The sequence below is a fragment of the Allokutzneria multivorans genome (assembly GCF_039537405.1).
Lineage (GTDB): Bacteria > Actinomycetota > Actinomycetes > Mycobacteriales > Pseudonocardiaceae > Allokutzneria > Allokutzneria multivorans.
Genome location: NZ_BAABAL010000002.1, coordinates 25,857 through 39,637 on the forward strand (window position 1 = coordinate 25,857; position 13,781 = coordinate 39,637).

General features: G+C 69.9%; 16 protein-coding genes. 7 read left to right on the forward strand and 9 right to left on the reverse strand.

Features of this window, described 5'->3' with window-relative positions; all coding sequences use genetic code 11:
• Positions 1-6: 6 nt before the first annotated feature.
• Genes ABD798_RS00270 through ABD798_RS00285 form a run of 4 tightly spaced genes read left to right on the forward strand, consistent with a single transcriptional unit; the run spans position 7 to position 3,238 of the window.
• Positions 7-732 (forward strand): response regulator transcription factor, encoded by a 726-nt coding sequence (locus tag ABD798_RS00270; RefSeq protein WP_344870346.1) that lies wholly within the window; start codon positions 7-9, stop codon positions 730-732.
• Positions 729-2,165, forward strand: a complete 1,437-nt coding sequence (locus ABD798_RS00275) for a sensor histidine kinase (RefSeq protein WP_344870347.1) — start codon at positions 729-731, stop codon at positions 2,163-2,165. The genes ABD798_RS00270 and ABD798_RS00275 overlap by 4 nt, the downstream gene beginning before the upstream one ends.
• Before the next feature lie 54 nt (positions 2,166-2,219).
• Positions 2,220-2,684, forward strand: a complete 465-nt coding sequence (locus ABD798_RS00280; protein WP_344870348.1) for an excisionase family DNA-binding protein — start codon at positions 2,220-2,222, stop codon at positions 2,682-2,684.
• Positions 2,685-2,713: 29 nt separating this feature from the next.
• Positions 2,714-3,238: a PIN domain-containing protein gene (locus ABD798_RS00285; RefSeq protein WP_344870349.1), complete on the forward strand. Its 525-nt coding sequence runs from the start codon at positions 2,714-2,716 to the stop codon at positions 3,236-3,238.
• 3 nt (positions 3,239-3,241) lie between these two features.
• On the opposite strand, the gene ABD798_RS00290 is transcribed toward ABD798_RS00285, so the two are convergent.
• Genes ABD798_RS00290 through ABD798_RS00310 form a run of 5 tightly spaced genes read right to left on the reverse strand, consistent with a single transcriptional unit; the run spans position 3,242 to position 8,089 of the window.
• Positions 3,242-4,066 carry a carbohydrate ABC transporter permease gene (locus tag ABD798_RS00290; protein ID WP_344870350.1) on the reverse strand — a complete coding sequence of 275 codons (825 nt, stop codon included), beginning with the start codon at positions 4,064-4,066 and terminating at the stop codon, positions 3,242-3,244.
• Positions 4,063-4,980: a carbohydrate ABC transporter permease gene (locus ABD798_RS00295; RefSeq protein WP_344870351.1), complete on the reverse strand. Its 918-nt coding sequence runs from the start codon at positions 4,978-4,980 to the stop codon at positions 4,063-4,065. Before ABD798_RS00295 ends, ABD798_RS00290 begins: the two co-directional genes overlap by 4 nt.
• Position 4,981: 1 nt before the next feature.
• On the reverse strand, positions 4,982-6,376 hold the full coding sequence (ngcE, locus tag ABD798_RS00300; protein ID WP_344870352.1) for an N-acetylglucosamine/diacetylchitobiose ABC transporter substrate-binding protein: 1,395 nt from the start codon (positions 6,374-6,376) through the stop codon (positions 4,982-4,984).
• Positions 6,377-6,428: 52 nt separating this feature from the next.
• The gene (locus ABD798_RS00305) at positions 6,429-7,178 is read right to left on the reverse strand and encodes a sugar isomerase domain-containing protein (protein ID WP_344870353.1); all 750 of its coding nucleotides are present in this window, start codon (positions 7,176-7,178) and stop codon (positions 6,429-6,431) included.
• Positions 7,175-8,089 carry a MurR/RpiR family transcriptional regulator gene (locus ABD798_RS00310; RefSeq protein WP_344870355.1) on the reverse strand — a complete coding sequence of 305 codons (915 nt, stop codon included), beginning with the start codon at positions 8,087-8,089 and terminating at the stop codon, positions 7,175-7,177. The genes ABD798_RS00305 and ABD798_RS00310 overlap by 4 nt, the downstream gene beginning before the upstream one ends.
• Positions 8,090-8,175: 86 nt before the next feature.
• Here ABD798_RS00310 and ABD798_RS00315 point away from each other — a divergent pair, with 86 nt between their 5' ends.
• Entirely contained in the window at positions 8,176-9,117 is a 942-nt protein-coding gene (locus ABD798_RS00315; RefSeq protein ID WP_344870356.1) for an N-acetylglucosamine kinase, read from the forward strand.
• Here the strand turns inward: ABD798_RS00315 and ABD798_RS00320 are convergent.
• From ABD798_RS00320 to ABD798_RS00335, 4 genes are all read right to left on the reverse strand, one after another.
• Positions 9,101-9,676 carry a Uma2 family endonuclease gene (locus tag ABD798_RS00320; RefSeq protein ID WP_344870357.1) on the reverse strand — a complete coding sequence of 192 codons (576 nt, stop codon included), beginning with the start codon at positions 9,674-9,676 and terminating at the stop codon, positions 9,101-9,103. The genes ABD798_RS00315 and ABD798_RS00320 overlap by 17 nt on opposite strands.
• Before the next feature lie 525 nt (positions 9,677-10,201).
• Entirely contained in the window at positions 10,202-10,525 is a 324-nt protein-coding gene (locus ABD798_RS00325; protein ID WP_344870358.1) for a hypothetical protein, read from the reverse strand.
• A 41-nt stretch (positions 10,526-10,566) separates the two neighbouring features.
• Complete coding sequence (locus ABD798_RS00330) at positions 10,567-11,220, reverse strand: response regulator (protein WP_344870359.1); 654 nt, start codon at positions 11,218-11,220, stop codon at positions 10,567-10,569.
• A complete protein-coding gene (locus tag ABD798_RS00335) occupies positions 11,217-12,425 on the reverse strand; it encodes a sensor histidine kinase (protein WP_344870360.1) in 1,209 nt (402 codons plus the stop codon). Before ABD798_RS00335 ends, ABD798_RS00330 begins: the two co-directional genes overlap by 4 nt.
• Before the next feature lie 118 nt (positions 12,426-12,543).
• On the opposite strand from ABD798_RS00335, the gene ABD798_RS00340 reads away from it, so the two are divergent.
• Entirely contained in the window at positions 12,544-13,155 is a 612-nt protein-coding gene (locus ABD798_RS00340; protein ID WP_344870361.1) for a class I SAM-dependent methyltransferase, read from the forward strand.
• Entirely contained in the window at positions 13,139-13,756 is a 618-nt protein-coding gene (locus ABD798_RS00345; protein WP_344870362.1) for a DedA family protein, read from the forward strand. Before ABD798_RS00340 ends, ABD798_RS00345 begins: the two co-directional genes overlap by 17 nt.
• Positions 13,757-13,781 lie beyond the last annotated feature (25 nt).

The window sequence follows — 13,781 nt, forward strand, 5'->3', positions numbered from 1 at the left end:
GGCCGGGTGAACATCGATGAGCCGCGCTCGGCCAAGGTGCTCGTTGTCGACGACGAGCCCAACATCCTGGAACTGCTCTCGGCGACGCTGCGGCTCAGCGGGTTCGAGGTCGGCGTCGCGGACACCGGCGCGGGCGCGGTGAGCGCGGCCGAGGTGTTCCAGCCGGACATCGTGGTGCTCGACGTGATGCTGCCCGACCTGGACGGCTTCACCGTCGCCAGGCGGCTGAGGTCCGCGCAGGAGCGGCTGCCCGTGCTCTTCCTGACCGCGCGGGACACCGTGCAGGACCGCATCGCCGGGCTCACCGCGGGCGGCGACGACTACGTGACCAAGCCGTTCAGCCTGGAGGAGGTCGTGCTCCGGCTGCGCGCGATCCTGCGCCGCACCCGCCCGCCCGGCTCGCCCGCCACCGACGACGGGGTGCTCTGCTACGCCGACCTGGAGCTGGACGAGGAGGGGCACGAGGTGCGCCGCTCCGGCGAGCCGATCCCGTTGTCCCCGACGGAGTTCAACCTGCTGCGCTACCTGATGATCAACGCGGAGAAGGTGGTCAGCAAGGAGCAGATCCTGGACCGCGTGTGGGACTACAACTTCGACGGCAGCAGCCGCATCGTCGAGTCCTACATCAGCTACCTGCGCCGCAAGATCGACCGGAGCGAGCCCGCGCTGATCCACACCATCCGCGGGGTCGGCTACACCCTGCGCCTGCCCCGGGGCCGGGGGCGGTCGTGAGCCGCAGGCCGTGGACGCTGCGGACCCGGCTCGTCGCGACGCTGGTCGCCCTGTGCGCCACCGGGTTGACGGTCGTGGTCGCGCTGAGCCTGGTGTGGCTGGACCTGTCCCTGGTCTCGCGCATCGACGACCAGCTCAAGACCACGGCGACGCGGATGAGCGACGGCTACGGGCCTCCCGGCAAGCCGGGCAGGGGTGAGCCGCAGCTGCCCACCGACTTCCGCCTGGTGGCCTTCAGCCGCACCGGCGTGGAGATGTACCGGGGCGGTGCTTCGGCCGAGGCGCCGAACATGCCGCTGCTGCGCTACGACGTCGTCAAGGAGAACGTCGGCCGGACCATCACCGTCCCCGACGGCGAGGGCGGCAGCGACTGGCGGGTCCGCGTGGTGGTCGGCGACTTCGGCAGGCTGGTCGCGGTGGCGGTGTGGCTGCGCTCGCGGGATGAGACGGTCGCGGAGCTGCTGAGCATCGAGGTCGTCGTCGGCCTGCTGATCCTGACCGGCCTGGCGGTGCTCGCGACCTCGGTGGTGCGCTTGGGTTTGCGGCCGCTGACCAGGATCGAGGGCACCGCCGAGGCGATCGCCGCCGGGCAGCTCGACAGCCGGGTGCCCGACGCCGATCCGCGCACCGAGACCGGGCGGCTCGGCCAGTCCCTCAACGTGATGCTCGGCCGCATCTCCTCGGCGATGCGCGAGCGCGAGCACTCCGAGCGGCGCCTGCGGCAGTTCGTCGCCGACGCCTCGCACGAGCTGCGCACCCCGCTGACCTCGATCCGCGGCTTCGCCGAGCTGTACCGCAGGGGCGGGGCGCCCGAGAAGTCCGACGTGGACCGGCTCATGTCGCGCATCGAGGACGAGTCCCAGCGCATGGGTGGGCTCGTCGAGGACCTCCTGCTGCTCGCCCGCCTCGACGAGCAGCGCGCCCTGGACCTCACCGAGGTCGACCTGCTCGTTCCCGTCAACGACGTCGTCCACGACGCCCGCGTCCTGTCGAGCTCCATCACGCTGTCCGCCCCCGACGGCCCCGTCCGCGTGATCGCCGACGAGGCGCGGCTGCGGCAGGTCATCACCAACCTGGTCACCAACGCCATCACGCACACGCCCACGGGCACCCCGATCCGCGTCACCGTGCGCTACCGCCCCGTCGAGGAGCCCGCTCGCGTCGTCGCCTGGTCCGGCACCGACCTGCCTGTCGCAGCTGCTTACGCGCTCGTCGAGGTCTCCGACTCCGGCGCGGGCATCGACGCCGAGCACGCGCAGCGGGTGTTCGACCGCTTCTACCGCGCCGACGCCGCCCGCTCGCGCGCCCGCGGCGGCTCCGGCCTCGGCCTCGCGATCAGCGCCGCGATCGTCGCCGCCCACAACGGCCGCATCGAACTCGACACCACGCCCGGCGCGGGCACCACGGCCCGCATCGTCCTCCCCCCGGCCTGAGGTGTTGCGAATATTGCGAATGTTGCGGATAATGCGTTAACGAGGGGGTGGGTCATGTCCAGAACGGGAGAAGCAGGCAAGGTCGCTCCGGGGGTCGTCGACCGGGAGGTGGCCGCCCGTGCGCTCCGCCGGGTGAAGGACTACCTGGTCAGCGACCGTGCCGAGGCTGAAGAGCTGGAGATCCTCGTCGAAGGCGGCCCCGGCGTCGCGCTCGTCCTGCCCCGGCCAGCGGTCGAGATGTTCGCGCACGTCCTCGCCGCCATGGCCAACGGGCAGGGCGTGCAGATCATGCCGTTGCACGCGGAGCTCACCACGCAGCAGGCGGCCGACCAGCTCAACGTTTCGCGGCCGTACCTGATCGGCTTGCTGGAGCGGGGTGAGATCCCGTACCGGCTCGTCGGCAGGCACCGGCGAATCCGCTTCGAGGATCTCGTCGACCACCAGCGCCGTGACGACCTCCGCCGCAAGGACGCGATCGATGAGCTGACCCGTCTCGACCAGGAACTGGGATCGGACTGATCAGTGGCTTTCATCGTCGTCTACGACGCGTGTTCGTTGTACGGCAACACTTCCAGGAATCTCCTGATCCGACTGGCCGTGCCCGTCTCGTGCAGGCCAAGTGGACCGAGCGAATTCTCGACGAGATGTGCGCGGCACTCGCGAAGCGGCGCGGCATCGAGGAGGAGACGCAGCGCCGACTGCGCGGGCTGATGAACCAGGCGATCCCGGATTGCCTTGTGCACGGTTACGAGCCCCTCACCGGCAGCCTCGACCTTCCCGACCCCGATGACCGCCACGTGCTCGCCGCCGCGATCAAAGCGAGTGCTCAGGTGATCGTCACCGCGAACGTCCGCGATTTCCCCGCTGACTACTTGGCGGAGTGGGACATCGAGGCGAAGACGCCGGACGACTTCGTCCTCGACCTCATCGGCATCAACGACCGGGTCGTCTACGCCTGCGTCCAGCAGATCGTGGACGAGCGCGTGAACCCTCCGGAGACTTTCGACGAGGTCCTCGGCCAGCTGGAACGCTGCGGTCTCATCGAGTCCGCAGCGTTGCTCCGGCTGGGCTGAGCGCTAGCGGACGGCGCCGACGGTGAGGCCGGAGCGGATGCGGCGCTGGAACACGAGGTACACCACCAGGACCGGCAGCATGGCGATGGTGAGCCCGGCGAACAGGCCGCTGAAGTCGCCGCGGTAGCCCTGGCTGACCGACAGCGCCGCGAGGCCCTGCGCGAGGACGTACTTCGACGGGTCGGGGTTGAGCACCAGGGGGAGCAGGTACTGGTTCCACAGGCCGAGGAAGTTGAAGATCCCCACGCTGATCAACCCGGGCTTGGCCATGGGCAGCATGACGCGGAAGAAGATCCCCGTGTGCGAGCAGCCGTCGAGGGCGGCCGACTCGGCGACCTCGTTGGGCAGGGTGCGGAAGAAGCCGGTCAGGAAGAACACGGTGAACGGCAGCGCGTACGCGGTGTAGACGAGGATCAGACCGGGATAGCTGCCCAGGAGCCCGAGCTGTTTGACGACGAAGAACAGCGGAACCAGGGCGAGGAACATCGGGAAGAGCATGCCGCTGACGAACAGGTAGTACAGGAACCTGTTGCCGGGAAAGGAGTACCGGGCCAGCGCGTAGGCGACGAGCGAACCGAGCAGCATGGTCAGCGCGAGCGCTCCGCCGACAACGACGAGGCTGTTCAGGAAGTACTGGCCGATCGAGGCCTGATCCCACGCGCGGGACCAGTTCTCCAGGTGCGGGCGGTCGGGCAGCGACCACGGGCTGGTGAGGATCTGCTCGTCGGTCTTGAGCGAGCTGATCACGGCCCACACCAACGGGAACGCGACCAGCACGCCCCACACGGCCATGAACAGGTGGACGGCCCCGTCACCCAATCGCTTCATGCCATCTCCACCTTCGTGCGGCGACCGGAACGCATCGCGATCACCGCGAGCGTCAGGGTCAGGAAGAACAGGGCGACGCCCATCGCGGAGGCGTAACCGAACTGGCCGAAGGAGAAGGCGTTGCGGTAGAGCCCGAGCCCGATCACCTCGGTGGCACCATCGGGTCCGCCCGGCCCCACGGACAGGATCTGCACGAGCGCGAAGCCGTCCAGCGCCGCGATGCCGAGGTACACGAACGCCGCGTTCACGTTGTCCCGCACCAGGGGCAGCGTGATGGAGCGGAAGGTCGCGAACCGCCCGGCCCCGTCCAGCCGCGCCGCCTCGAACAGCTCGCGCGGGATGGAGTCCATGGCCGCGCTGAACAGCACGACGTAGAACCCGACGGCCGACCAGATCATCACCGCCATGATCGCCCACAGCGCGGTGCTGCCGTCGGCGAGCCAGGTGCGGGCGAGCCCGTCAAGGCCGACCGAACTCAGGAAACCGTTGAGCAGACCGTTGTTCGGGCTGTACACGAACTGCCAGAGCACCGCGATGATCGGTACCGACAGCAGCTGCGGGAAGAAGTAGACGATCTTGTAGAACTTCCCGCCCGCGACGCCCCCGACCTCGGCGCGCCCGCGTCGCCCGCCGAGGTTGAGCATGGAGGACAGGAACAACGCGATGGCGATCGTCGCGAGTGGCACGACGATCAGCATCAGCGCGTTGTTCCCCAAGGCGGACAAGAACAACGGGTCCTCGCCGAGCTTGGCGAAGTTGTCCAGCCCGACGAAGTTCGCCTGGCCCGCCACACCCGTCCAGTCGGTCAGGGACAGGTAGAACGCCTGCGCGTACGGCGACAGCACGAAGACCACGTGCAGCACCAGTGCGGGCAGGATCGCCATCGCCAGGAAGCGGTACTTGCCGTGCTTCATGTCAGCGCCGGTACTTGGTGATGTTGGGATCGCGGGCGACCGCGTCGGCGGCGCGCTGCAACCGGTCGGCCCACTGCTGCGCGCTCAGCCGCCCGGCGACGAGCTCACCGGTCGCGTCGTCCCACGACTTCTTCAAGGTGCCGTACCAGAAGCGGAAGCGGTAGCGGAACGCGTTGTCGCCGGCGGCGTCGATGACGCTGCGGACGGACTGCACTCCCGGCGAGAGCGTCAGTCCGTCGGTCGCACCCTTCACCGAGGGCAGCCCGCCGCCAAGTTCGGCGAAGCGCCGCGCGCTCGGCACGGCGAACATCGTGCGCAGGAAGTCCATGCCGCCCTGGCGGTTGCGGGCCTTCTCCGGGACGATGAAGCTCTCCGCGCCGCTCGCGCGCACCGCGACGGCGGGCATCTTGTCCGAAGTGGACAGTTGCGGCGGCGGCATGATCGCCATCTGGAAGTTCTTCGGCGTGACGGCCTGCTGCTCGATCTCCAGCCAGGAGCCGCACGGCAGGAACGCCGCTTTGCCCTGCGACCACGCGGCCTGGGCCTCGGTGTGCGACAGGCCCTCCGAGCCCGGCATCACGTAGCCCTTGCCGACCAGTTCGGCGATCGCGTTCGCCGCGCTGATCATCGCCTCGTGCTTCCAGGCGTTGGGTTCCAGGTGATCGACGGCGAGCAGGAGTTCGTTGCCACCGGCCTTGAAAGCCATGGACACCAACAGGTCCCCCATGTAGTCGGGGTACTTGCCCTGGTGCGTCCACGGCGCGATGCCGGACTTCTTGATCTCGCCGCAGAGCGTGAACATCTCGTCCCACGTCTTCGGGTAGCTCCACCCGCGCTCGGCGAACAGCGTTCGTGAATACCAGACGCCCCAAGCGGTCATGACCAGGTTGAGCGCGCGCGGGCGCCCGTTGAACATGCCGTCGTCCACCACGCCGGGCAGCAGCGTGTCGCGCACGCGCACGGACGGGTCGTGCAGCGACGGCGCGTCCAGCAGTTCGGTGAGGTCGGCGACCTGGTTGGCCTTCACCAGGGTCGCGAGGTCCAGCTCGCCCGCTCCGGTGTTGTCGACCACGTCCGGCGGGGTGTCGGCGACGAAGCGCGGTTGCAGCGCCTCACCGACCTTCTGCAGGCCCTGGTGGGTGATCTTCGCCTGCGGGTGCCGCTGGTTGTAGATCTTTTCCGCGTCCAGGGCGTACTGGTCTCCGTAGGCCCCCTTGAAGATCACCACCTCCAGCGGGGCGCCCTCCGCGACGCCGAGCGGGTTCTCCTTGGTGACCGCACCGCGCAGCGCGGGGCCCTTGTCGCCGCCGCCCCCTGTCACGCATCCGGCGAGCAGCGGTGTCGCCGCCGCTGCCAAAGCTCCGCGCAGCACCGAACGTCTCGTGGTCGGGTTCACAGGATCTCCTTCGATCATGCGGTTCGACGGTCTTGAGGGGGCAAGCTGTTGATCATGCCGTGCGGCGGATGCGCCCGGAATAGCGGTCCTCGATCACCTTGTTGTGCTCGCGTCCGCCGGGGATGTTGGCGGAGAGGTAGATCGGCAGGTCTCCGCCGTCGTCGAGCAACCGGCGCACGACCTCGACGGTGATCTGCTGCGCCAGCAGCGCAGCGGTGATCGACGAGACCGCGCCGACAGCTCCACCTCCGGGCAGGGCGATCGTCGAGTCCCCGTACGGAGCCCCGTTGTCCAGCACCACATCAGCCAGCTCGGCGAGCTTGCGCCCGCTCGGGTGGTTGGACTCTACGAGGTCGGTGTGCTGACGTGAAGTCAACGCAATCACCTTGTGCCCCTTGGACTTAACGTGTAGTGCGAACTCGACGATCAGTCCGTTCACGCCGGAGTTCGACGCGATGACGAACACGTCCTCCGCGCCGACGGGGGCCAGCTCGTAGAGCCGGCGCGCGACGGTCGGGTCCTTCTCCAGCAGCGGTCCCTCCAGCACGGAGACCTCCTCGCCGCCGAAGAGGACCAAGTCCCGCAACGAGATCCGGTTCGACGGCACCAGTCCGCCCGCGCGTCCGGCGATCTCCATCGCCAGCGCTTCGGAGTGCCCGCAGCCGAACGCCTGCACCACTCCGCCCGCGCGCACGCAGCCGGCGATCACGTCAGCGGCGGCGTTGACATGTGAAAGTTGTTCGGTACCAACGGTCTTCGTCAGCTCGGTGATGACTTCAAGGAAACCCTCGGCGCTGATCAACGGTGTTTTCCCTTCCGGATCGGGTCTTCGGGAAGCCGGTGCGTCTGGACCGCACGGGCGGTCAGCTCGAACGCCTCGTCCACCGCAGGGTGGCTGCGCTGCGCCACGGCGACGTAGACGAGGTCCAGCACGAGCAGCTGCGAGTGCAGCGCGGAGAGCGAGGCCAGCCGGAAGCTCGTCTCGTGCGTCTCGGTGGTCAGCACCAGCTCGGCGGTCCCGGCCAGCGGCGAGCGCGGGTAGGAGGTCACCGCGACCGTCATCGCGCCGTGCTCGGCCGCCTCGGCCAGGAACTCGATCACCTCGCGCGTCCGGCCGCTGTGCGAGACGCCGATCGCGAGATCGCCCGGGCGCAGCAACGCGGCGCTGCTCAGCGCGGAGTGCGCTTCCGCGCGGTGCCAGCACGCCACGCGCAGCCGCTGGAGCCGGAACACCAGCTCCGTCGTCGCCGCCGCGCTGCTGCCGACGCCGAAGACCTCCACCCGGCGGCCGGTGCCGATCGAGGCGGCGATGGTGCTGGCGACGACCTCGATCGCGTCCAGGTCGAGCCGGTCGGCGGTCTCCCTGATCGCCTGGGTGTCGGCGTTCACGATCACTCCGAGCACCCGCTGCAACGAGTGGTCCGGCGCGATGTCGCGGTCGACGTCGATCTCCCAGCGCGCCTGCGCGGCCCGGCCGATCTCCGTCGCGATGGCCACGCGAAGCCCCGCGTAGCCGCGAAAGCCCAGCGTGCGGCAGAACCGGGTCACCGTCGCGGGGGAGGTGCCGGAGCGCTCGGCGAGGTCGACGATCGTCGCCTGCGCGGCCTCCTCGGGATCGCGCAGGATCAGCTCGGCGACGCGTTGCAGCGCTTCGGGCAGCCCGGACAGCTCCGTCCGCAGCCGCACGAGCAGTCCTTCGCCGTCCAGCACCATCTACGTTGCTTCTTCCCTGATTAGCCGACTTCGGTAAGAATTGTTGCCACAGGATGCCTCGCGGCGAAAGGGTGAACATTATTTTCATGCTTGTGCTCGGAGCGGACTGCGGCGGCAGCACCACCCGCGTGGTCGCCGCGACCCTGGACGGACGCGTGGTCGGAGCCGGGAGGGCGGGCCCCGGCAATCCCACCGGAGGCGATCCCGCCCGCGCGGCCTCGGAGCTGGGCAAGGCGATCTCGCTCGCCCTCGACGGCCTCGAACCGGCGTTGGTGCGCGGGGGAGTCGTGGGCATGGCTGGCTACAGCCGCCTCGCCGATCCCTCGGTGCGCGCCGCCTACGACGCCGAGTGGGCGGCAGCGGGACTCAGTTGTCCACTGTGGACCTACAGCGACGCCCCGGTCGCTTTCGCTGCGGGAACCCCTGATCCGAGCGGGCGCGTGCTCATCGCGGGCACCGGCGCGGTCGCCGCGGAGATCCGCTCCCACGCGGAGTTCCGCGCCGCCGACGGACTCGGCTGGCTGATCGGCGACGAGGGCTCCGGCTACTGGATCGGGCGCGAGGCCATCCGCCACACCGCGCGGGCGCTCAACGCGGGCCCCGAGCTGAGCCCGCTCGGCGAGCGCGTTCGCGGACGCTTCGGCGCATCCACCCGCGAGGACTTCCTGACCGCCGTCTACACCGCTTCCCGCGCAGAGATCGCCGCGCTCGCGCCCGCCGTCTTCGACCTCACCGGCTCATCGCCGCACGCCACCGCCATCGTCGAGGAGGCCGCGCAGCGCCTGCTCGCAACGCTCGCGGAACTCGGCGAGGTGCCCGGCCCCCTTGTGCTCGCCGGAGGGCTGCTGACCTCCGACACCCCTTTGCGCAGCGCGGTGTTGCACCGTTTGGCGCGCGTGGCCGAACCCTCGGTGACCGCACTCGACGCCGCCCGCGCCGCCGCGTGGCTGGCCGCCGTCGAACTCACCACGCCCGACCCCGTAGCGGCGGCCGAGCTCCACCACCGCCTGGTCACCGACGTGGAATGAGGCCGTTCAGGTCCACGTGCAAGGGAAAGGGAACCGGGCGGTCGAGCACCCCACGGACGATGCCCGCGGGCGCGTAGGTCTTCGTCGGACCGTCGAGTTCGTAGACGTGGACGACCGGGGCAGCGTTTTCCTCTTCGACGATCCAGTAGTGCGGAATGCCAGCCTCCGCGTACTTGCGCAGTTTCACCGTCCGGTCGCGGTGCGCCGACTCGAGGGAGACGATCTCCACGACGAGCAGCACGTCCTCCGGAGCGAACCACGTGCGATCCCAGTCGAGGCTCGCGGTCGTGACGATGAGATCCGGCTCGGGCCGATTCCGCTTGTCCAGCCGGATGGTCAGCTCCCGCGCGACACCGATTCCCGGCGGCGCCTGCGCGATCAGGGTCTGCTTGAGCGTGTCGATGAGGTGCATGTGCCAGACGCGCTGTGGCGACATCATGAAGACGAGTGCTCCGTCGATCAGTTCCGTGTGGCGTGGAGCCTCGGGGAGGTGGTCCAAATCGTCCGCGTACCAGCCCTCAGCGCGAGGGGGGCGCATCCAGTCCGGCAGAACGGTCATGCGGTCAACGGTAGCGAGTAATCCCAGGTACAGAAAGCGGTGGGACCCGAAAGCAGGGCCCCACCACGCGGGCGCTCAACGCGGGTCCCGAGCTGAGCCCGCTCGGCGGGCGCGTTCGTGGGCGCTTCGGCGCTTCCACCCGCGAGGACTTTTGACCGCCGTCTACACCGCTTCCAGCGCTGAGATTGCCGCGCCCGCGCCGCCGCGTGGCTGGCCGCCGTCGAGCTCACCACCCCCGACCCCGTCGCGGCGGCCGAGCTGCACCACCGCCTGGTCACCGGCGTGGAATGAGGTGTCTTCAAGACCACCCAACCCCCTTGTCGATCATCGCTATCCGCCTCAAACCCAGCAGCCTCGCGAGGTTTGCTGTCGTTGAAGACGGCTGGGGCGGGGGTGTGTGGGTCTTGAAGACCGGCGAACCCACGTCGGCACGGAATCGGCGAGGAAAGCAGAAAAGCGGTGGGACCCGAAAGCAGGGCCCCACCGCTGGAACTGACGACGACGAACTACGACATCACGGGCGCGCTACCCGGCCTGGTTGCGCAGGGCGATCGGCGCTCCTGCCAGGTCCTCTTCGTTGCACAGCAGCCTGACCTCGTAGTACGGCGCCCCTTCGCGGTCGTCGTAGTCGAGGTGGATGGCCATCACGTCAACGGGTTCGCCCAGCCACTGCTGGGTCGCGCGCAGCCATGCGGCGGTGCGTTCCAATGCGTTCGGCAGGTCGTCGTCGCGGAACTCCACCGGCCGATAGGGGACGTCTCGAACCTGGTCTTGAGTGTGTGTGGGCTGGGGGAGATCCACCGCGACGCCCACCTCGTCCAGATCGAGCTGGATCCTTTCCTGGGTCACTCATGCAGCGTGTCCCAGTGCGGAGGCGACCGCAACCCCGACTAGCAGCTGGAGAGGCCCAGCTGCACGGCCAGGATCGCCAGCTGCACCCGGTTGCCCCGGCCCGTCTTGCCCATCAGGCCCGCGACGTGCGTCTTCACCGTGGTCACGCCCAGGTTCAGCCGCTGCGCGATCTCGGCGTTGGCCAGGCCGTCGCCGAGCAGTGCCAGCACCTCGCGCTCGCGGTCGGTGACGCCGTCGGGCAGACGGGGACCGGCCTGGTCACGCGGTTCTCGCCCGCGCAGGGCCTGGCTGACCAGGCGGTCCAGCACGCGGGGGCTGAACGGGCTCTCCCCGGCGGCGGCGCGCTTGACGGCGAGGAGCAGGTCGGCGGGCTCGGCGTCCTTGGCGAGAAAGCCGCAGGCCCCGGCCTCCAGCGCGGGGTAGAGGTGATCGTCGTCGTCGAACGTGGTGAGCACCACGATCCTGGTCGACGGGCGGTTGCGCAGGATGCGGCGGGAGGCCTCGATCCCGTCGAGCCGGGGCATCCGCAGGTCCATCAGGACGACGTCCGGGGTCAACCGTTCGGCCAGCCGCACCGCCTGCTCGCCGTCGGCGGCCTCCCCGGCGACCTCGACCAGCTCGTCGGCCTCGCACAGCATCCGCAGCCCCGCCCGCACCAGGGGCTGGTCGTCCACCAGCAGCACCCTGATCATCCGCGTTCCTCCTCGGTGTTCTCCGGGTTCTCCGGCAGCTCGGCGCGCACCCGCCAGCCGCCGTCATCGGGACCCGCCAGCAGTGATCCGCCGAGCAGGTCCACGCGCTCGCGCATGCCCATCAACCCGTGCCCGCCCGGCACCTGGAGAGCGCCTGCTCGCCCACCGTTGTCGGACACCTCGACCACCACCGCGCCGTCCGGGGCCAGCGAGACCGCCAAGCGCGCCACCGCGCCCCGCCCGGCGTGCTTGAGCGCGTTGGTCAAGGACTCCTGGGCGATCCGCAGCACGGCCAAGCGCCGCACGGAATCCACTGTGGACAGTCCGGGGCCGATCTCCGACGACACCTCGAGCCCCGCGAGGCGGGTGCGCTGCACCAGTTCCTCCAGCGACTCGACCAGCTCGGCGGGGGTGTGCAGCGGAGTGACGGTGCTCCGGTCCGGATCGCGCAGCACTCCGACGAGGCGGCGCAGGTCCTCCAGCGCCGTGGTCGCGGTCGCGTGCACGTCGTCGAGCACGGCCTGGATGCGCGGATCGGTGTCGCTGGAGACGTGCCGGGCGACTCCGACCCGGAGCACGATCGACGCGACGTGGTGGGCGACGAGGTCGTGCAGCTCCCGTGAGATCGCCGCGCGCTCGCTGGCCGTGGCCTCGCGCTGCTCCAGCTGGTGGCGCAGTTCGGTCTCCTCGACGCGCTGTTCGGCCTGGTGCGCGCTGGAGCGCAGCGCCTGCTGGTGCAGCCCGAGCAGCACCGGCGTGGCGACGATGAAGACCGCGACGGTGACCAGCGGAAGCGGTCCGGGGTAGTTGCCGAGCGGGTCCCACGTCGGCACATCGATCAGGTTCGCCGCGGTGGCAACGATCACCGCGACCGTCCCGACGGCCAGCCGCCACCTCGGCCCGGAGACCAGGTGGAACAGGTTGATCAGCATCGCCACCTGGGTGACCTCGCTGGCCGGGGCGCCCTCCTGGTCGACGGTGATCATCAGAAGGGCCTGCAGCAGCACCACATGGAGGTCGAACTTGCCCTTGTACAGCGGCAGCGCGGCCGACAGGAAGGTCAATCCCCAGTACCACCGCGACATGGGCGACCACCACACCTGCGGGATGAACAGCCCCGGCACCAGGAAGCCGACCGCGAGCCAGATGGGGACCATCCGCAGCAGCCAGCTCAGCCGCCCCGAGTCCTGCACGCTCCGCCACACCCCGAGAACGGTAGGCGGCCGACCCCGAGACCGCCTCCTGCCGAAGCAGGAGCCCGCGCCGCGCGGTCCGGCCCCGAGGACGAGGTGCGCTGCGGCGGGGTGCGTGAGGGTGGAACCCATGCCCGCCAAGCAATCCGAGCTGCTGCCCTTCCTCAGGGCCGCGGTCCGCAACCCCAACGTCATCGGCGCCATCGCGCCCAGTTCGCCCCGCCTCGCCGAGCGCCTCGCCGAGGTGGTGCCCAGCACCGGCACCCCCGTCGTCGTCGAGCTGGGGCCGGGAACGGGCGTGGTCAGCGCCGCCATCGCCGACCGGCTGCCCGAGGGCGGCAGGCACATCGCGGTGGAGCTGGACGACGACATGATCCGCCTGCTCGGGCGGAACCGGCCCGATCTGGAGCTCGTTCGCGGTGACGCCGCGCGGCTGGGAGACCTGCTCGCCGCGCGTGGAACGGACAAGGCGGACGCGGTGGTCAGCGGCCTGCCCTGGACGCTTTTCCCGCCCGTGCAACAGAAACGCATTCTGAACGAGATCGTGAAGGTGCTCACTCCTGATGGCGTCTTCACCACGTTCAGCTACCTCAACGCCTACCCTGCAGCCGGAGCGCGGCGCTTCCGCCGGATGCTTCGAGGTAGTTTCGACGAAGTGCTCATCACCCGGACCGTGTGGCGCAACCTCATGCCCGCGCTGACCTACGTCTGCCGAAGGCCCCTCCATGACCGTCTTGCGTGACTCGCTCGCAGGCATGCCCTCCGTGCTGGTCCACCTGGTCTTCGGGGTGCTCGTGACGCTGGAGACCGCGATCGTCGTCGGCGTCGTGCTGCCCGGCGTGAGCGGCCTGCTGCTCTTCGGGTTCCTGGCCTACCTCGGCAACGTGGGGCTCGTGGCCGCCGGGTGCGTCGCCGCGCTCGGCGCCGCCGCCGGCACCTCCCTCGCGTACGCCTCCGGGCGCAGGCTCAGCCGTGCCGACGGCCTCCCGGACAGCCGCATCGTCCGCCGCATCGGCGAAGACCGTTGGCACCGAACGGAAAAGCTGCTCGACCGCTTCGGTGGCCGCGCCGTCCTGTTGGGACAGTGGGTGGTCGGTATCCGCACCCTGATGCCGCGCTTCGCCGCGATGGCGGGACTGCCCTACCGGCGCTTCGCGTCGTGGAGCGTGCCCGTCTCGCTGGTGTGGGGCGCCACCTGGGTCGTGGCCGGCTGGACGGCGGGCAGCGCGTACGAGCGCGTCGCCTCGATCGCAGGCTGGGTGAGCCTCGTCCTGCTCGCGCTCGCCGCCGTCGTGCTCGCCGTGGTCCTGCACCGACGCCGCCGCGTCCTCCAGACAGCCTGACCCCGCGCCTGGTGATCATGCGCCT

What these genes read in the sequence shown, in the direction of transcription:
- ABD798_RS00280 (WP_344870348.1), top strand. Translation starts at nt 2,220, where the DNA reads ATGTCCAGAACGGGAGAAGCAGGCAAGGTCGCTCCGGGGGTCGTCGAC.
- ABD798_RS00290 (WP_344870350.1), bottom strand. Translation starts at nt 4,066, where the DNA reads ATGAAGCGATTGGGTGACGGGGCCGTCCACCTGTTCATGGCCGTGTGG.
- ABD798_RS00295 (WP_344870351.1), bottom strand. Translation starts at nt 4,980, where the DNA reads ATGAAGCACGGCAAGTACCGCTTCCTGGCGATGGCGATCCTGCCCGCA.
- ABD798_RS00310 (WP_344870355.1), bottom strand. Translation starts at nt 8,089, where the DNA reads ATGGTGCTGGACGGCGAAGGACTGCTCGTGCGGCTGCGGACGGAGCTG.
- ABD798_RS00315 (WP_344870356.1), top strand. Translation starts at nt 8,176, where the DNA reads ATGCTTGTGCTCGGAGCGGACTGCGGCGGCAGCACCACCCGCGTGGTC.
- ABD798_RS00320 (WP_344870357.1), bottom strand. Translation starts at nt 9,676, where the DNA reads ATGACCGTTCTGCCGGACTGGATGCGCCCCCCTCGCGCTGAGGGCTGG.
- ABD798_RS00330 (WP_344870359.1), bottom strand. Translation starts at nt 11,220, where the DNA reads ATGATCAGGGTGCTGCTGGTGGACGACCAGCCCCTGGTGCGGGCGGGG.
- ABD798_RS00340 (WP_344870361.1), top strand. Translation starts at nt 12,544, where the DNA reads ATGCCCGCCAAGCAATCCGAGCTGCTGCCCTTCCTCAGGGCCGCGGTC.
- ABD798_RS00345 (WP_344870362.1), top strand. Translation starts at nt 13,139, where the DNA reads ATGACCGTCTTGCGTGACTCGCTCGCAGGCATGCCCTCCGTGCTGGTC.